The 17,711-nt window shown below is 42.4% G+C and carries 17 protein-coding genes; 16 read left to right on the forward strand and 1 reads right to left on the reverse strand.

Annotated elements, in window-relative coordinates:
• The first annotated feature begins 49 nt into the window (after window positions 1–49).
• On the forward strand, window positions 50–916 hold the full coding sequence (locus IGI41_RS01480; protein ID WP_430610859.1) for a MetQ/NlpA family ABC transporter substrate-binding protein: 867 nt from the start codon (window positions 50–52) through the stop codon (window positions 914–916).
• A 106-nt stretch (window positions 917–1,022) separates the two neighbouring features.
• On the opposite strand, the gene IGI41_RS01485 is transcribed toward IGI41_RS01480, so the two are convergent.
• Window positions 1,023–1,484 carry a hypothetical protein gene (locus IGI41_RS01485; protein WP_430610860.1) on the reverse strand — a complete coding sequence of 154 codons (462 nt, stop codon included), beginning with the start codon at window positions 1,482–1,484 and terminating at the stop codon, window positions 1,023–1,025.
• Window positions 1,485–2,017: 533 nt separating this feature from the next.
• On the opposite strand from IGI41_RS01485, the gene IGI41_RS01490 reads away from it, so the two are divergent.
• The 15 genes from IGI41_RS01490 to IGI41_RS01560 all read left to right on the forward strand — a co-directional run bounded on the left by IGI41_RS01490 (window position 2,018) and on the right by IGI41_RS01560 (window position 17,659).
• Complete coding sequence (locus tag IGI41_RS01490) at window positions 2,018–2,794, forward strand: Cof-type HAD-IIB family hydrolase (RefSeq protein WP_430610861.1); 777 nt, start codon at window positions 2,018–2,020, stop codon at window positions 2,792–2,794.
• A 138-nt stretch (window positions 2,795–2,932) separates the two neighbouring features.
• Window positions 2,933–3,355 (forward strand): methylglyoxal synthase, encoded by a 423-nt coding sequence (mgsA, locus tag IGI41_RS01495; RefSeq protein ID WP_430610863.1) that lies wholly within the window; start codon window positions 2,933–2,935, stop codon window positions 3,353–3,355.
• Window positions 3,356–3,407: 52 nt separating this feature from the next.
• On the forward strand, window positions 3,408–4,646 hold the full coding sequence (pepT, locus tag IGI41_RS01500; protein WP_430610865.1) for a peptidase T: 1,239 nt from the start codon (window positions 3,408–3,410) through the stop codon (window positions 4,644–4,646).
• A gap of 161 nt (window positions 4,647–4,807) precedes the next feature.
• Window positions 4,808–5,605 (forward strand): TIGR00282 family metallophosphoesterase, encoded by a 798-nt coding sequence (locus IGI41_RS01505; protein WP_430610866.1) that lies wholly within the window; start codon window positions 4,808–4,810, stop codon window positions 5,603–5,605.
• A 5-nt stretch (window positions 5,606–5,610) separates the two neighbouring features.
• Complete coding sequence (locus IGI41_RS01510; protein ID WP_430610867.1) at window positions 5,611–5,997, forward strand: YlbF family regulator; 387 nt, start codon at window positions 5,611–5,613, stop codon at window positions 5,995–5,997.
• On the forward strand, window positions 5,981–8,533 hold the full coding sequence (gene mutS, locus IGI41_RS01515; RefSeq protein WP_430610868.1) for a DNA mismatch repair protein MutS: 2,553 nt from the start codon (window positions 5,981–5,983) through the stop codon (window positions 8,531–8,533). Before IGI41_RS01510 ends, mutS begins: the two co-directional genes overlap by 17 nt.
• Window positions 8,534–8,549: 16 nt before the next feature.
• Window positions 8,550–10,646 (forward strand): DNA mismatch repair endonuclease MutL, encoded by a 2,097-nt coding sequence (gene mutL, locus IGI41_RS01520; RefSeq protein ID WP_430610870.1) that lies wholly within the window; start codon window positions 8,550–8,552, stop codon window positions 10,644–10,646.
• A complete protein-coding gene (locus IGI41_RS01525) occupies window positions 10,643–11,209 on the forward strand; it encodes a Maf family protein (protein WP_430610871.1) in 567 nt (188 codons plus the stop codon). Before mutL ends, IGI41_RS01525 begins: the two co-directional genes overlap by 4 nt.
• Window positions 11,206–11,598, forward strand: coding sequence for a GFA family protein (locus tag IGI41_RS01530; RefSeq protein ID WP_430610872.1), 393 nt, complete (start codon window positions 11,206–11,208; stop codon window positions 11,596–11,598). The genes IGI41_RS01525 and IGI41_RS01530 overlap by 4 nt, the downstream gene beginning before the upstream one ends.
• A gap of 86 nt (window positions 11,599–11,684) precedes the next feature.
• Window positions 11,685–12,122 carry a peptide-methionine (R)-S-oxide reductase MsrB gene (msrB, locus tag IGI41_RS01535; RefSeq protein ID WP_430610873.1) on the forward strand — a complete coding sequence of 146 codons (438 nt, stop codon included), beginning with the start codon at window positions 11,685–11,687 and terminating at the stop codon, window positions 12,120–12,122.
• A 147-nt stretch (window positions 12,123–12,269) separates the two neighbouring features.
• On the forward strand, window positions 12,270–12,860 hold the full coding sequence (gene ruvA / locus IGI41_RS01540) for a Holliday junction branch migration protein RuvA (RefSeq protein WP_430610874.1): 591 nt from the start codon (window positions 12,270–12,272) through the stop codon (window positions 12,858–12,860).
• Between the two features lie 12 nt (window positions 12,861–12,872).
• Window positions 12,873–13,877 carry a Holliday junction branch migration DNA helicase RuvB gene (gene ruvB / locus IGI41_RS01545; protein WP_430610876.1) on the forward strand — a complete coding sequence of 335 codons (1,005 nt, stop codon included), beginning with the start codon at window positions 12,873–12,875 and terminating at the stop codon, window positions 13,875–13,877.
• A gap of 360 nt (window positions 13,878–14,237) precedes the next feature.
• Window positions 14,238–15,149, forward strand: a complete 912-nt coding sequence (locus tag IGI41_RS01550) for an ABC transporter permease (RefSeq protein WP_430610877.1) — start codon at window positions 14,238–14,240, stop codon at window positions 15,147–15,149.
• 11 nt (window positions 15,150–15,160) lie between these two features.
• Complete coding sequence (locus IGI41_RS01555) at window positions 15,161–16,042, forward strand: carbohydrate ABC transporter permease (protein ID WP_430610879.1); 882 nt, start codon at window positions 15,161–15,163, stop codon at window positions 16,040–16,042.
• A gap of 15 nt (window positions 16,043–16,057) precedes the next feature.
• A complete protein-coding gene (locus IGI41_RS01560; RefSeq protein ID WP_430610881.1) occupies window positions 16,058–17,659 on the forward strand; it encodes a sugar ABC transporter substrate-binding protein in 1,602 nt (533 codons plus the stop codon).
• Window positions 17,660–17,711 lie beyond the last annotated feature (52 nt).

A 17,711-nucleotide genomic window follows, 5' to 3' on the forward strand; every position in this document is an offset into this window, starting at 1 on the left:
GATTTACTAGAGATTGATATAGTGCAAAAATAAAAAAGGATGGATGAGAATGAAAAAATATGTAGGTGCAGGTTTATTGTTTTCAGCCTTACTATTTGCAGGTTGTGGACAGCAAACAGAAACGGCGACCAGTGGCGATGCCACTGAGCCGGAAAAAGTTGTCATTGGTTCTGTTGGCAGTGATGCAGAAATCTGGAACTATATTGCCGGATTAGCTGAAACAAAAGAGGCAGGCCTGTCGATCGAAGTCAAAGAAATCGATAGTGGTCCGCAATTGAATACAGCAACAGTTGATGGAGAAGTGGCTGTCAATGCCTTTCAATCATTAGGTTATTTGCTGAGTTTCAATAATGACAGTGATAAAGACTTAGTCCCAATTGCTACGACCTATCTGGAGCCGATGGGCATCTATTCTGATTCGATCGAGGATATTGCAGATGTTCCTGATGACGCCGTGGTCGCTTTAGCGGATAATCCAGCAAATACAGCACGAGGGTTGCGATTGTTAGAAGCAGCCGGATTGATCACACTAACTGATGATTTCGACAATGGGACAGGCACGCCTTCTGAAATCGAGCAAAATCCCAAAAATCTGACCTTTAACCTGATCGATGACACAACAGGGCCTAGGATCTTACAAGATGTCGATTTGGCATTGATCAGTAATACTGTGGCTTTTGAAGGCGGATTGAATGTCTTGACTGATTCCTTATACAAAGAAGAAATCGATCAAAACACTAAAACAAGTATCAATGTGTTGGTGACGACTGAAGAGCATGCAGATGACCCTGCCTTGCAAAAACTAGCTGATCTTTATCATAGTGATGATGTGAAAGACTATATTGATGAGAACTTTGGTGGAACCAAAGTAGATGTGCAAGAGGATATCACCACGTTGTGGCAAGAAGTTCAATAATCTTTGTTCAAACCATGACAGCGAGTTTTACATCGATGTCATGGTTTGGATCACTTTATAGAGAAATTGACAGAGGTATCATATTAAATACCTATCTCTTTTTTTATTATTCGCCATCTAAGACTTTCTTTAAAGCATCTTTAATCAGTTCAACGTCTTCTGGATATTGCATCTCTAGGTAGTTAGCCTCAGAATTTGCGGCAGCAAATGATGTTTGAAGGGATTGTTTGGTTTTTTGATCAGTAACTGAGTCAATATAATCCTTTTGTTTTTGCCAAGCTGCTTTTATTTCATCATAATAGGTGTCTTCTTTAGATATTTTACTTGTTTGTGTACTATTTGCGTCAGAATTACTTGCTACACTTGTGTTTGATTGATCTTTAACATTTTCCGCAATACTATGGCTTTCCTTGGTATCTTCAATAGTACCAAAAGGAACACTAGTGGTTTGCAAAGCAGAAGTTTTTTCTGCAGTAGATGATGCGTTTGAAGCTGATTGTTCGTTTCCCGCGGCAGAACAGCCTGATAGTAATAAAACCCCAAACAAAAAAAAGAAACATTTTTTCATTGATATCACTCCATATATAAATATTATTTCATAAGTTAGTATAGGCGTTTAATTTAAAAAATAACATGAGAATAAATAAGTTTTATATTTTTTTAACATAAATATTAATACTATTGTTATCTGCAAGTCTTTTAATCGTTAAAAAAACAGCGAACCCTGCTTGAGATGGATTTGTTCCATAATCTAGTTATATCAAACATGTTGAGTATACTTTTTGAAAGCAAAGTGAATGATCTAAATAGTAGCATGTCATTCAATATCAAGGTTTGCTAGAGATGCATAATTGATTGATGTTAGGGTATATATCAAATGATCTTAGATAAAAAATTGTACGGGTAGGGAATGGTGTCGCTATTCATTTCATATATTTTTGAAAAAAGAATCAAATTCTAATGAAGGGATTGACATAGATAGATTGAAAACAAGCCTTTTTTATGTAAGAATATAGGGGAGATTTATTTTGAATAAAATTGTTCAAATATGCAAGTCTTAAAAAATGGATACTTCTTATAGAAAGAGAGCCTTAACCTTTTATGAATCGGAAATTCTTTGCCTTTGATATTGACGGAACCCTGCTTGATTCGAACAAACAGCCTTTAGACAGTACGGTCGAGGCATTGCAACGCTTGCGGGATGCGGGACACTTTGTGACAGTAGCGACTGGTCGCAGTCGTTTTCATGCGCAAGATGTGATTCGCTCCCTTGCTTTTGATAACTACATCCTATGTAATGGCGCTGCCGCTTTTTTGGCTCATCAGCAAGTATATAAAAATCTGCTGGATGAAGAACAGCTGCAAGCTTTTGTGACTGAAGCCCATGATCTAGGGATCGATACTGCATTTGTCGGGATGGATACTGCCAAACGCGCTTCTTCATTAAACATTGAGAAGATGGAAGCAGCCATGCATTCTTTTGGCGCGCAATTGCCAGAACTAGATATGGACTTTCCTGAAGAAAAAGAAGTCTATCAGGCTTTGGCTTTTTATGGAAAAGAATATGAGCACTATTTTGATGACAGATACAGTAAATTACGCTTTGTACGGTGGCACGAAAATAGTGTAGATGTCGTGCCAAAGGAAGGGTCAAAAGCTGCAACGATTTTATGTGTGGCAGAACAATTAGGCATCTCTCAAGCGGATGTGATCTGCTTTGGTGATGGTCAAAATGACCGAGAAATGCTGGCAGCCGCCGGTGTCGGGGTAGCAATGGGCAATGCGGTAACAGCCAGTCGGCAAGTAGCAGATATGGTGACGACCAGCAATGATGAAGATGGTATTTGGTTGGCATTGAAAGAATTAAAACTGATTTAGGCTAGAACATAGCGGGGCTTTAGTGCGCACTGCTATGTTCTTTTCCATACTTAGTGAACAGCAAACAGCTTTGCGTCAGTTGATTTTCATATCAAGTACGCAAATGATCGGGACAATAGAACAAAGGAGGGCTACACAATGAAAATTGCATTGATCGCCCATGACCGAAAAAAAGAGGTCATGGTCAAATTAGTCACAGCGTATCGGGAGATTTTGGCACAACATGAACTCTTTGCGACGGGGACGACTGGAAAGAAGATTCAAGAAGCTACTCAATTGCCGGTTCATCGCTATAAGTCAGGACCGTTAGGCGGCGACCAGCAGATTGGTGCGATGATTTCGCAAGATGATTTAGATATGGTGATTTTTTTGCGGGATCCTTTGGCGGCCCAACCCCACGAACCGGATGTAACGGCGTTGATTCGGCTGTCCGATGTTTATGAGATTCCGCTTGCTACCAATATGGGGACGGCAGAAATCTTATTGCGCGGTCTAGCTGCTGGATTTGCTGATTTTCGCGAAGTGATCCATGAAACCGATCATCGCCCATTATCCTTTTAGCATGAAAGACAAAGCGTAAAGTATCATTTTAAATCAGAAAGAAGTGTTACACATGAAACAGATCTTGAAAGACTTTTTAACCTATGCCAAGATGAATACCCGTTCTGATGCAACCAGTCAAACGATCCCTACGACGCCAGGGCAAGTAGCGTTAGCCTTACTGTTAAAGGATCAATTGACGGCGATGGGGTTATCTGATGTTGTCTATTACGAAAAAAATAGTTTTGTGATTGGTCGTTTGCCAGGAAACCCAGAAAAAGAAGCGATTGGATTTATCGCCCATGTCGATACCGCTGACTTTGCAGCAGAAAACATCCAACCACAGATCCACGAAAACTATGACGGTAAAGATGTTTTGCTCAATCAAGAACAACAATTGATGATGCATGTGGCTGAATTTCCCAATTTGACTGATTATATCGGCCAAACATTGATCACCACTGATGGCACCACTTTGCTGGGTGCGGATGATAAAGCAGGGATCGCAGAAATCATCGATGCGATCCGTATCTTGCAAAAGCAAGACCCGCAACAGCACGGCGATGTTTGGGTGGCTTTTGGCCCAGATGAAGAGATAGGTCTTGGGGCAGATCGATTTGATCCTGAGGACTTCCCGGTCGCTTTTGCCTATACAATGGATAGTGGTCGAATTGGCCATATGGAATTTGAAACCTTTAATGCTGCACGGATCGATATTACGATCAATGGCACCAGTGTTCACCCAGGTACTGCCTACGGACGTTTGGTCAATGCTTTAAAAATTGCCTATCAGATCGATGCAGCCTTACCGGCAGAAGAAGTGCCTGAGTTGACGAAAGACTACCAAGGCTTTTACTTGCTTCATAATTTAAGTGGCCATATCGGGCAAGCAAAAGTATCCTATATCATTCGAGACCACGATCATCAACGGTTTGAACAACGCAAAGACACCATCGTAGCGATCATTGATTCTTTGAACAGCCAGTATGGCCAAGAACGGATCACGTATACTCTTTATGATCAATATTACAATATGGGCGACTTGATCAGAAAAGACCCTCGCAGCATTGAAGCGGCCAGAGCTGGAATGAAAGCAATCGGGGTCACGCCGATCGAAGAACCTTTTCGCGGAGGGACAGATGGATCCAAAATCACCTATAAAGGAATACCAACCCCCAATTTATTTACGGGTGGGGAAAACTTCCATGGGCAATATGAATTCATCACAGTGGAAGCAATGGAAACAGCCCGCGATTTGATCGTAGCGATCGTGAATCATGTCGGCACAGAAAAAACGAATCCGCATGCGTAGCGCACAGACGCGTACTTTGAAACAAGGTACGCGTCTTTTTTTGTGGTTTGCTGCAATAAATGGTTTCATGATGATTCAAGCTGTGAAAAAGCAATGCACCTTTTTTTTCTGGACCAAAACCCTTATAATAGAAAAGAAGTGAAAAGAGAAGAGGAAATCGTGTGCGGGTATTATTTATTGGAGATGTTGTTGGATCATTGGGTAGAGAAACGATTACGGAGTATCTACCGAAACTGAAGAAAGCCTATCGGCCACAAGTGACGATCGCCAATGGTGAAAATGCGGCAGCTGGTCGCGGCATCACTGGGAAAATCTATAAAAAATTTTTGCAAGACGGGATCGATGTCGTGACATTGGGCAACCATACGTGGGACAATCGAGATATTTTTGAATTTATTGGTGAGGCCAAAAAAATGATCAGGCCAGCCAATTTTCCAGAAGGAACGCCGGGTGTAGGGATGGTCTTTGTTAAAGTCAATGCGATTGAATTGGCAGTGATCAATATGCAAGCCCGCTCATTTATGGTCGATCTAGATGATCCATTTCGTAAAATGGACGAATTGCTTGCCTTTGCACGTAAGCGGACACCCTTTATTTTTGTCGACTTTCACGGTGAAACCACCAGTGAAAAACAAGCGATGGGCTGGTATTTAGATGGCCGCGTTTCTGCTGTCGTGGGTACGCATACCCATGTCCAAACCAATGATGCCCGTATTTTGCCGCAAGGTACTGCTTATTTATCGGATGTCGGCATGACTGGTCCTTATGATGGTATTTTGGGGATGAAGCGCGAACCAGTGATCGAGAAATTTTTAACCGCATTGCCGCAGCGTTTTGAAGTCGTTGAAAAAGGGCGCAGTATTTTATCTGCTTGTTTGATCGAGATCGATGAAACATCTGGGAAAGCCAAATCGATCAAACCAATCCAAATCAGTGAAGATCGCCCGTTTACGGAGTAAGTACAATGAATCAGTTAGAGAAAGAACCAAAAATCGCCAGTGAACTAACAACCCTAAAGCAGCTTTTGGCGCACCATTCTGTGGTTCAAGACTTTCAAAAAATCCAAAGACGTGCTCTTGATAATCCCAAGCTGCAAGCTTTAGAAGAAGCAATCAAACAAGCACAAAAGGATATGGTTCAATATGACCATTATCAAAAGCCCGAAGCTTACCAAGCTGCACGTCATACGTATGAAACATTGACAAAAGAATACGACGCCCACCCGATCGTGGTTGCCTATCGAGGGACACTGCAAGAAGCAGATGAATTATTACACTATGTGACCAGTGAGATTCAAAAGCAAATGAATATAAACATCCAGGAGGAGGATCAACATGCCTCAGAAGACTAAAAACACTCCCATGATGGAACAGTATCTAAGCATCAAGGCACAATACCAAGATGCTTTTTTGTTCTATCGTTTAGGAGATTTCTATGAACTATTCAATGAAGACGCCATTAAAGCCGCGCAAATATTAGAATTGACTTTGACTAGCCGCAACAAGAATGCGGATGATCCGATTCCGATGTGTGGTGTGCCTTATCATGCTGCAAGCAATTATATTGATACACTGATCGAACAAGGCTACAAAGTAGCTATCTGCGAGCAAGTCGAGGACCCCAAAACGACTAAGGGAATGGTCAAAAGAGAAGTCGTTCAATTGATCACACCGGGAACGGTCATGGACAGCAAAGGGTTGGCGGCGAAAGAAAATAATTTCTTAACAGCGGTCGCTCAAATAGATAACCACTTTGCTTTTGCCTATGTCGATCTGAGTACAGGAGAACTAAAAGCCACTGTCTTGGCAGATGAAGAGGCTGTTCTCAATGAAGCTGCAGCTTTACAAACCAAAGAAGTGGTCTTATGCAGTGAGATTCCAGAGACTTTGCGCACGTTATTGAAGTCGCGCTTAGAAGTCGTTTTTTCTACGCAAGATATCAATGAAGACAATGCGGAGTTTCAATTTTTGACCAGTCATTTGACTGACCCTGCCGCAAAAGAAGTGACTGGCAAGTTGTTGAGTTATTTGTCGGTGACCCAAAAGCGCAGTTTGGCGCATATTCAACAAGCAGTTGCCTACCAGCCAGACCATGCCTTGAAAATGGACCATTATTCGAAATTCAATTTAGAATTGAGTCAATCGATTCGTACAGGGAAAAAGCAAGGTACGTTGTTATGGCTGCTAGATGAAACCAAGACTGCCATGGGCGGGCGTTTATTGAAACAATGGTTAGATCGGCCATTGATCCAACCCAAAAAAATCGTTGCCCGTCAAGAAATGGTCCAATCTTTATTGGATAGTTTCTTTGAACGAGGAGATTTGCAAGAAGCTTTGACGAAAGTCTATGATATGGAACGCTTAGTTGGCCGGGTCGCTTTTGGGAATGTCAATGGACGTGACCTGTTGCAATTGAAATCCTCTTTGATGCAAGTTCCTTTGATTGCCAATTTATTGGAAGGCATCAATCACGGGGTATGGAACGACTTGTTGTTGGAACTGACCCCAATGGATGATTTGGTTGCGCTGATCGAAGCGGCGATCGATGAAGATGCCCCATTACAGATCACCGAAGGGAATATCATCAAAGATGGGTTCCATCAGCAATTAGATGAATACCGTACAGCAATGCGAGATGGCAAACAGTGGCTCGCTGAACTGGAAGTCAAAGAGCGGCAAGCCACAGGCGTCAAGACGCTGAAAGTTGGCTTCAACCGAGTATTTGGCTACTATATTGAAATCACCAAAGCCAATTTGGTCAATTTAGATACTTCCCGCTACGAGCGGAAACAAACCTTGGCCAATGCGGAACGATTCATCTCTCCAGAATTGAAACGCTTAGAGACATTGATCTTAGAAGCGGAAGAAAAATCAGTTGATTTAGAATATCGCTTGTTTTTAGAGGTACGAGAAGAAGTCAAAAAAAGTATTGCTCGTTTGCAGACATTAGCCAAAGCTGTCAGCGCAGTGGATGTGCTGCAAAGTTTTGCGACGATCTCGGAACGTTATCAGTATGTTCGTCCAACGATTGCTAAAAAACGGGCTGTTTCGATCATCGATGGCAGACATCCCGTAGTGGAAAAAGTGTTGGGTCATCAAGAATATATCCCCAACAGCATCGTGATGCCTGAGGATACAGAAATTTTGCTGATCACAGGGCCGAATATGTCTGGTAAAAGTACGTATATGCGTCAATTTGCGTTATTGGTGATCATGGCACAAATCGGTTGTTTTGTCCCGGCACAATCTGCAGAGATGCCGATCTTTGACCGCATCTTTACCCGTATTGGTGCTAGTGATGATTTGATTGCCGGCCAAAGTACTTTTATGGTAGAAATGATGGAAGCCAACCAAGCACTGCGTCATGCGACCCCCAATAGCTTGATTCTCTTTGATGAATTAGGCAGAGGAACTGCAACGTATGATGGAATGGCATTGGCGCAAGCAATCATCGAATATATCCATAAAGAAGTACGGGCCAAAACCTTGTTTTCTACCCATTACCATGAATTGACCGTGCTGGATGAAGAACTGGACAAGTTACGCAATATTCATGTTGGAGCCGTTGAAAAAGAAGGAGAAGTCGTTTTCTTGCACAAGATGATGGAAGGGCCAGCAGACAAAAGCTATGGGATTCACGTAGCCAAAATCGCTGGATTGCCAAGTCCATTGCTGCAAAGAGCTGCAACGATATTGAAGGCACTAGAAGAGCATGAACCAACAGTTCAACAAAAGCCGCAGATTGAAGAAAATCAACAACTGTCTTTATTTAGTGAAATCTCGACAGAAGAAATCGGGGTCATCGACCAACTGAAAAAATTAAATTTACTAGAAATGACCCCAATGGACGCGTTGAATACACTGTACGCATTGCAAAAACGAATCTAGAAAGAAGGGTCAGCAGATGGGAAAAATCCAAGAATTATCCGAACGTCTTGCCAACCAGATCGCTGCCGGTGAAGTGGTTGAACGCCCTGCCTCGGTGGTCAAAGAATTGGTTGAGAATGCTGTCGATGCAGGCAGCACACAGATCGATATTTTTATCGAAGAAGCTGGGTTGCGAAAGATCCAAGTGATCGATAATGGAGAAGGCATTGCCGAAGAAGATGTGCTGACAGCCTTCAAGCGGCATGCTACCAGCAAGATTCACAACCGGGATGATCTGTTTCGCATTCGGACGCTGGGGTTTCGTGGTGAAGCCTTACCGAGTATTGCCTCTGTTTCTGTATTGCGCATCGAAACGGCGGTTAAAGGGGCAGAGCAAGGAACCTACGTCCGTTTAAAAGGTGGCGCTGTTGAGGAACACAAACCAGCCAATTTGCGCCAAGGCACGAAAATCACTGTCGAGAACTTGTTTTTCAATACACCGGCGCGCCTTAAGTATGTCAAAACGCTGCAAACGGAGTTGGCGAATATTGGCGATATCGTCAATCGAATGGCCCTAAGTCACCCAGAAATTGCGTTTCGCCTTGTCCATGAAGGCAATCCAATGCTGCGAACTGCAGGCAATGGCATCTTAAAGCAAACGATCGCCGGCATTTATGGGGTAGAGACTGCGAAGAAAATGGTGGCCATCGATACGTCTGATTTAGATTTTAAAGTTACAGGATTTGTTTCATTGCCAGAGGTGACACGGGCAAGCAGGAATTATTTGTCCACGATCATCAATGGCCGCTACATTCGTAATTTCGCCTTGAATAAATCCATTGTTGCGGGCTATGGGTCCAAACTGATGGTCGGGCGTTTTCCTATTGCGGTCTTAGAAATTCAAATGGATCCTTTGTTGGTAGATGTCAATGTTCATCCAACCAAGCAAGAAGTGCGTCTGTCTAAAGAAGCTGAATTGACAAAATTGATCAGTATGGCCATCAATGAAGCATTGCGAGAAATCAATTTGATTCCCAATGCTGCCGACAATCTGCGCTTTAAAAAGAAGGTCAAAGACCAACCACACGTCGAGCAGATGGGATTGGCATTGGAAAACCCCCAAGAAACCGCCGGATTGCACTTTAATAGGCAAACAGGAAAGTTCGAACTGAATCAGACTTATCAACAGACTGTGGATAAGTCTGTGGAAAAACCTGTGGAGGAAGGTGGAAAACTTACAGAAGCAGAAACGAAAATCGATGAAAGTATCGTGGAAAGTCCAGAAGCTTTCACGAATTTAGCAGCGTCTTTACCGAATAAATCAATCAAACCAGTATCCATTGAAGAGTCTTTTCCTACGGATCCTAACGCAACGCTAACAAATGAGGCGCAAATAAGTGGGGCGGAGGAAGCAAAGAGCGAGGCAGACGCGATCAAGCACTTGCATCCAGAAATCCATGGCAAGGATAAAAACTACTTGAAGACCGTTGATCGTTTATTGGAAGAAACACCAACCAAAGAACGTTTTCCGCAGTTGGCTTATTTCGGCCAAATGCATGGTACCTATCTATTTGCCCAAAGTGAGGAAGGGCTGTATATCGTGGACCAACATGCCGCGCAGGAACGGATCAAGTATGAATATTTTCGTGAAAAAATCGGGGATGTAACCAATGATTTGCAAGAATTGCTGGTACCGATCGTCTTGGATTATCCCAATAGTGATGCGTTGCAGATACAAGAAAAGAGCGAACAATTGGCAGAAGTTGGCATTCATTTAGAGCCGTTTGGTGCCAATAGCTTTATTTTGCGGGCGCATCCCACTTGGTACCCAAGTGGAGAGGAAGAATCGATCGTACGGGAAATGATCGATATGCTTTTGACGACTGGAAGTGTCAGCGTCAAAAAGTTTCGTGAAGCGGTAGCCATTATGATGAGTTGTAAACGATCGATCAAAGCCAATCACTATCTGAATGAAGCCCAAGCGCGGACTTTATTGATCGACTTGGCGCAATGTGAAAATCCTTTTAACTGTCCCCATGGCCGCCCTGTGTTGATCCATTTTACCAATAGTGATATGGAACGGATGTTCAAACGTATTCAAGACCCTCACGGATCAAGGAGTTCGATCGAATGATTATTTTAGCGTCACAATCACCTAGAAGAAAAGCGCTGTTGGCAGAATTGGTGCCCAGATTTACAATCCAACCAGCAGATATTGATGAAAGTGTTCATTTGGGAGAGACAGCGATTCCTTATGTCAAACGAATGGCAGCTGAAAAAGCCGCTGTAGTGGCGACAAACTATCCCGATGATGTGGTGATCGCTTGCGATACAACGGTCGCGATCGATGGTGAGATTTTGGGCAAACCAATAGACCGTCAAGATGCGTATCGCATGCTGCGTTTAATGAGTGGTAGAAAGCACTGGGTCCACACGGCCGTCTATTTGCAAAAAGGTGACCATCAGGAAACAGCCGTTGTTTCTGCTGAAGTACTATTCAGTCCGCTAACAGAAGCCGTGATCCAACACTATCTTGATTTAAATGAATACCAAGATAAGGCTGGTGGGTATGGTATTCAAGGAGCAGCGAAAGTTTTTGTTGAAGCAATTCAAGGTGACTTTTATACCATTGTTGGTTTTCCAGTCAATACGGTCAATCGATTGTTGGCAGAATTTCCTGAGGAGGCCATAAAATGAAGGCAAAAGGGAGTTGTTTATGCGGCAAAATACAGATTACGATCAAAGAAATCGATGCGCATATCACGGTCTGTCATTGCCAAATGTGCCAAAAGTTTCATGGTGGTCCAATGATCGCATTGGCACCTTGTCGACGTGACCAAGTTGTATTCGAGGACGAACAGATGCGGTGGTATGCGTCTTCTGCTTGGGCGCAAAGAGGTTTTTGCGGTCAATGTGGGTCGAGTATCTGCTATTTTGCTAAAGAAACGAATCACTATTATTTTGCAGCAGGCTTATTTCCAGACTTATCTGAGGCAAAATTAACGGAAGAAATCTTTACTAAGGATCAGCCTTCTTACCTGCATTTTGCTGAACAGACGATTCGTTGGCCAGGATTAGCTGAGTGAGTATAAGCATGTCAGTTTACAATCCTATCAAAAAGAGGCAGAATGAATGCAACAGGATGAGTCAAAAACTGAAAGCAGGTGACATCATGACAAAAGAAAATAAAGAAGCATTGAAAGAAACCCTTTCACCGATCGAATATGCTGTCACGCAAGAAAATGCGACAGAACGCCCCTTTACCGGTGAATACGATGACTTCTATGAAAAAGGCATCTATGTGGACATCATCAGCGGCGATCCTTTGTTTGCATCAACAGATAAGTTTGATGCAGGCTGCGGTTGGCCATCTTTCTCTAAACCAATCAGTCGACAAGATATTCAAGAGAAAGCGGACTTCTCTCACGGTATGCATCGAGTAGAAGTGCGCAGCAAAGAAGCAGATTCCCATTTGGGCCATGTTTTTTCAGATGGGCCGCAAGATAAAGGTGGTTTGCGCTATTGCATCAATTCCGCAGCACTCAAATTCATTCCGTTAGCAGAAATGGATGAAAAAGGCTACGGTGAATACAAATCGGTTGTAGAGTAGCCCGCCAAATAGGAGAATGGGCCACTTGGTGCGTTGTTTTGGCACCGAATGCATCAACACTTTTAGGACTGTCTTTGCGGGCAGTCCTTTTTTTGCCCTTCAGTCTATGCTACAATAAAGGGAACGTATGTACAGAAAGGAATGCACATGTACGAATATATTAAAGGCAAAGTAACGGATATTTTCCCAGCATATATCGTAGTTGAAACTCATGGAATCGGCTATCAGATCGCTTTTGGGAATCCTTATTCTTTTAGTGGTAAACTTAACCAAGAAGTCAAAATCTATCTGCATCAAGTTATCCGAGAAGATGCCCATAGTCTGTATGGCTTTTCAACGATTGAAGGCAAGCAACTGTTTCTTAAATTGATCAGCGTTTCCGGCATTGGTCCTAAAAGCGCATTAGCGATCATGGCCAATGATGACCATGCTGGCTTGATCACGGCTGTTGAAAATGAAGATGTCACTTACCTGACCAAGTTTCCCGGTGTTGGTAAGAAAACAGCCCAGCAAATGGTCCTTGACTTGAAAGGCAAATTAGCAGAACTTGTGGGAGAAGCAGCTATCGTGCCGGTGACGGTCGCAACGACGGCATTGGAAGAAGCGCTGGAAGCCTTGAAGGCATTAGGGTATAGTGACAAAGAAATCAAAAAAGTCGAGAAACAGTTGTCAACCAATACGACGAAGTCCACAGATGAATATTTGCGGGAAGCTCTTCGTTTAATGATGAAAAAATAGGGAGGGATCAGTGTGACAGAGGAACGGATCGTTTCACCAGAGTCCAATGAACAAGAAGAAATCATCGAAAAATCACTGCGTCCGCAATCCCTTGCGCAATATATCGGCCAAAATAAAGTCAAACAAGAATTAAGTATTTACATCCAAGCAGCCAGGAATCGGGAAGAAGCACTAGATCATGTATTGTTATATGGTCCGCCAGGATTAGGGAAAACCACGATGGCCATGGTGATCGCCAATGAAATGGCTGTACAGATCAAGACCACAAGTGGGCCAGCCATCGAAAAACCCGGCGATTTGATTGCTGTTCTCAATGAATTGCAACCCGGTGATGTACTGTTTATCGATGAAATCCATCGCCTTCCGCGTGTGGCGGAAGAGATGTTGTATTCAGCCATGGAAGACTTTTATGTCGATATCATGGTCGGGCAAGGCACAACAGCCCATCCTGTCCACTTTCCCTTGCCCCCCTTTACTTTGGTGGGGGCGACGACTCGAGCAGGGATGTTGTCTGCGCCGTTGCGGGATCGCTTTGGCATCATATCTCATATGCAATATTATGAAGAAGCTGATCTCAAAGAAATCGTGCAGCGAACAGCATCTATTTTTCAAACGGATATTGTTGAAGAAGGGGCCATCGAAATTGCCCGTCGTTCCAGAGGTACCCCACGGATCGCCAATCGTTTGCTGAAACGTGTCCGCGATTATGCCCAAGTCCAAGCAGATGGCGTGATTGATCGTATGATCGCTGATCAGGCGTTGCAATTGCTGGCGGTAGACCACGCTGGTTTAGATTACGTCGATCAGAAATTGATTCGCACGATGATCGAACTGTACCATGGTGGGCCAGTAGGACTTAGTACGATCGCTGTCAACATTGGCGAAGAAACAGAGACCGTTGAAGATATGTATGAACCCTTCTTGATTCAGAAAGGGTTTCTCAAGCGCACACCCCGTGGCCGAATAGCTACGCAGTTAGCTTACGACCATTTTGGATACCCATTTAAGGAAGTATAACAACCATAGTATAGAAAAAAGCATGCCGAATGGTATGCTTTTTTATGTTAAGTGAAACGTTTCTCCTTGTTTTCTTTAAAGTAAGTTTCGAGATAAATCTTATTAGATATAGTATTTCAGTTCTTTTTGCTTTTGAATAAGCGGATTTTTTTGAAGATACACTGATATGTCAGTCTTTCCATTGTGAAAAAAGATACTTGTCTAAAAAAAACATCTATCAAAAAAGGACATAAAAAAAATGCGAAAAAGATTTGAAAAGGCTTGCATTTTTGTTTATCAGCACGTATACTCTGTTTGTAGAAACGTTTCACCAAATGGGAAATGAGTTTTCTCAGGGCAAAAAAGGAAGGGATTATGGATATGAGTAAATTGCAAAAGATTTATAGCCAGCGGCAGCTGCATTGGATGGTCTTTCCAGGCGTTGCCTTTATGATCGTATTTAACTATATTCCAATTTATGGCATTATCATCGCATTCAAAAACTATACAGTGATCGATACGATTTCATCGGCACCTTGGGTTGGTTTAGAGAATTTTCGTATCATTATGAGTGATAGTTTTTTCTGGGAAGCAGTGACCAATACACTAGCCATCAGTCTGTTGAAACTAGGGCTAGGCTTTGCGATCCCAATTATTTTAGCCATTATGATTTTTGAAATGCAAGATGGCCGCTTAAAGAAAATTATTCAAACGGTTTCATATATTCCCCATTTCTTTTCCTGGATCGTATTGGGGGGGATGATGATTTCGTGGTTATCCACCAATGGTTTTATCAATCAAGTGTTGATGTCAGTTGGTTTGATGGACAAAGGTGTCAATCACTTGCTGGATCCTGATAAGTATTGGCTGATAGCCGTTTTGTCAGATTTATGGAAAGAAGTCGGTTGGGGAACAATCTTGTATTTAGCCGGTATGTCCCGTATCGATCCTACTTTCTATGAGGCAGCTAGAATCGATGGCGCCAGCAAGTTGCGGCAGATCCGTTCCATCACCTTGCCGCTATTGACACCAATCATTTCCTTGAATTTGATTTTAAATGTCAGCGGTATCTTGGGGTCAAACTTGGACCAAACGCTGGTCTTGATGAATTCTCAAAACCAAAACAAATCAGAAGTAATCAACTCTTTCGTTTATAAAATGGGGCTGACGCAAGGTGATTTCTCTTATGCAACGGCAGTCGGATTAGGGGTAGCCATTATTTCAGTTATTCTTCTGGTGATCACCGATCGGGTAACACGGAAACTGAATAACGGCAATTCAGTGATCTTATAGGAGGAAAAAAGATGATTAAACGAAAAAAAACAGAAAATAGCTGGTTTTATTTCTTCAATACGATGATTTTGATTCTCTTCTCATTATTGATCATTGTTCCTGTTTGGAATATCTTGGTATCCTCAGTGTCCTCTGGCTCTGGATTAGCGGGAAATGGCTTAGTGTTATGGCCGAAAGGATTTACTTGGGAAAATTATCATAAAGTCTTATCTGATGCAAGTATTCCCAAAGCCTTTTTGATTTCAGTATTAAAAACCGTGATCGGTGCGTCGACCCATACGTTATTTTGTGCGGTGGTAGCCTATGGATTAAGTAAATCCCGCTTGATTGGTCGGAATATCTATACCACATTAGGTGTGATCACGATGTACTTCAGTGGCGGGATGATTCCTACGTATTTACTGATCCGCTCATTGGGTCTGTTGGATTCTTTCTGGGTCTATATCATTCCAGCATTGTTCAGTTATTATGATGTGGTGATTTTAATGAACTTTTTCCGAGAAATTCCACCATCACTGGAAGAATCCGCCAAAATCGATGGTGCGAGTGAATTTCAAATTTTTTACAAAATCTTTTTGCCACTAACGAAACCGGCATTGGCTACGATTATCTTGTTTAATGGTGTGGGGCAATGGAATGACTTTATGACCACAAAATTATACATTACCAAAGAATACCTCTATCCATTGCAAATGAAAATCTATGAAATCATCGTACGTTCAAATTTAAGTGCGATGACAGAAAGCGGCAGTACGGACTTTGTGGTCCAAGCAACGACCCGTGGGGTGCAGTTGGCTACGATCGTAATCACGACAGTACCGATTTTAATTATTTATCCATTGCTTCAAAAACACTTTATCGGCGGTATGATGGCCGGTGCAGTAAAAGAATAGAAAGAGGGATAGAACATGAAGAAAGTATTAGGCGGTTTATTGGCAGCAACAGCATTGTTTGGCTTAGCAGCATGTGGCGGGAGCTCAGACGATGCAAGCGGCTCAGATTTTTCGATCAAAGATCGGTATGAGCTAGATGAAAGTACCCCTGCTTGGAAATTAGATACCAAAGAAGAAACAACAAAGATCACATGGTACATCAATTCGGATTGGACCGCATTGCCTTTTGGTGAAGATGTGACCACAGCCCAAATCAAAAAAGATCTGAACATTGATATTGAATTTATTTCTGGTGATGATTCCAAACTGAATGCCTTGATTTCCAGTGGGGATATGCCAGATATCGTGACCCTGATGGACAAAACCAGTCAAGCAGCTGTCAAAGCAGATAGTTGGGCTTATGCATTGAATGATTTAGCGGAACAATATGATCCGTATTTAATGGATGTTGTCACTGAGGATACTTTCAACTGGTTTTCATTAGACAATGGCAAGACTTATGGTTATCCGAACTATTCAAATACCGCAGCAGACTATGAGAGCGGCAATATTCCTGTCAATGACAACTTCGTGATCAGAGAAGATGTCTATGAAGCATTAGGCAAACCGGATGTATCAACACCAGAAAACTTTATCAAAGTGATGCAAGAAATTGCGGATAAATATCCAGACTTGACCCCAATGGGATTCACGACGATTGGTGATGCTGCAGGACCATTCTCAGATAAACTACAAGATTTCTTGGGTGTACCTTTGGAAGATAAAGATGGCAATTACTATGATCGTAATTTAGATGAAGAATACATCACTTGGTTAAAAGCATTCAATGAAGTGTATCGTGAAGGCAATATCAGTGATGATAGTTTCACAGATGATGGACCAACCTATGATGAAAAAGTCAAAAAAGGTGATTATGCAACGATTTTAGTTGCTGGTACAAGTGGGCAAGGTGGTAATTTCACTGAATTCATGAACAATTCAGATACCCGTTATATCGCAATCGATGCCCCTGCAAGCACATCTGGCAGAGAAGCAACCTTGAATCAAACAGGTATTTCTGGCTGGTTGATCAACTACATCACCAAAGATGCTGCGGATCCTGCAAAAGTGACCCAACTATTTACTTATTTGATCGATGAACCAGGACAGATCTTAACTAAATTTGGTGTAGAAGGTGTAACTTATGCCTACAATGATGAAGGCAAAATCGATTACTTGCCAGAAATCAAAGAAATGGAACAAAGCGACAATGAAGCCTACAACAAAAAATATGGTATTAGTCGATTCAACTATTTTAACAATGACCGTGCCAATGCCTTGAAAGTGAAAACAGAGAATGCCTTGACACAAATGCAAGAATGGGGCGAAGGCAAATTGTATCCGCATTTTGTTATTGAAAATACCGATCCAGACGCCGGAACAGCGGAAGCCCGTTCGAATACAGCAATCAAAACCAAAACCAACAGCACGATTATTTCTTTGATTCGTTCGAAAGACGAAGCGGCCTTTGACACAACATTGACAGACTTTGAAAGTTTCCTAAATGACAACAATTGGGATGCCATCAAAGAAATCAAAACTGAGAAAATGGCTGAGAACCGTGAAAAATTAAATTAACCGATAGAAAGGAAGAGGAAAGCGAAGCCAACAACCGACCTTTCCTCTTTCT

Source organism: Enterococcus sp. DIV0876 (assembly GCF_050529585.1).
In the GTDB taxonomy this organism is placed as follows: Bacteria; Bacillota; Bacilli; order Lactobacillales; family Enterococcaceae; genus Enterococcus_D.

Coding starts and splice junctions, on each gene's coding strand:
- IGI41_RS01480 (WP_430610859.1), top strand. CDS start 50: ATGAAAAAATATGTAGGTGCAGGTTTATTGTTTTCAGCCTTACTATTT.
- IGI41_RS01485 (WP_430610860.1), bottom strand. CDS start 1,484: ATGAAAAAATGTTTCTTTTTTTTGTTTGGGGTTTTATTACTATCAGGC.
- IGI41_RS01490 (WP_430610861.1), top strand. CDS start 2,018: ATGAATCGGAAATTCTTTGCCTTTGATATTGACGGAACCCTGCTTGAT.
- mgsA (WP_430610863.1), top strand. CDS start 2,933: ATGAAAATTGCATTGATCGCCCATGACCGAAAAAAAGAGGTCATGGTC.
- pepT (WP_430610865.1), top strand. CDS start 3,408: ATGAAACAGATCTTGAAAGACTTTTTAACCTATGCCAAGATGAATACC.
- IGI41_RS01510 (WP_430610867.1), top strand. CDS start 5,611: ATGAATCAGTTAGAGAAAGAACCAAAAATCGCCAGTGAACTAACAACC.
- mutS (WP_430610868.1), top strand. CDS start 5,981: ATGCCTCAGAAGACTAAAAACACTCCCATGATGGAACAGTATCTAAGC.
- mutL (WP_430610870.1), top strand. CDS start 8,550: ATGGGAAAAATCCAAGAATTATCCGAACGTCTTGCCAACCAGATCGCT.
- IGI41_RS01525 (WP_430610871.1), top strand. CDS start 10,643: ATGATTATTTTAGCGTCACAATCACCTAGAAGAAAAGCGCTGTTGGCA.
- IGI41_RS01530 (WP_430610872.1), top strand. CDS start 11,206: ATGAAGGCAAAAGGGAGTTGTTTATGCGGCAAAATACAGATTACGATC.
- msrB (WP_430610873.1), top strand. CDS start 11,685: ATGACAAAAGAAAATAAAGAAGCATTGAAAGAAACCCTTTCACCGATC.
- ruvA (WP_430610874.1), top strand. CDS start 12,270: ATGTACGAATATATTAAAGGCAAAGTAACGGATATTTTCCCAGCATAT.
- IGI41_RS01550 (WP_430610877.1), top strand. CDS start 14,238: ATGAGTAAATTGCAAAAGATTTATAGCCAGCGGCAGCTGCATTGGATG.
- IGI41_RS01555 (WP_430610879.1), top strand. CDS start 15,161: ATGATTAAACGAAAAAAAACAGAAAATAGCTGGTTTTATTTCTTCAAT.
- IGI41_RS01560 (WP_430610881.1), top strand. CDS start 16,058: ATGAAGAAAGTATTAGGCGGTTTATTGGCAGCAACAGCATTGTTTGGC.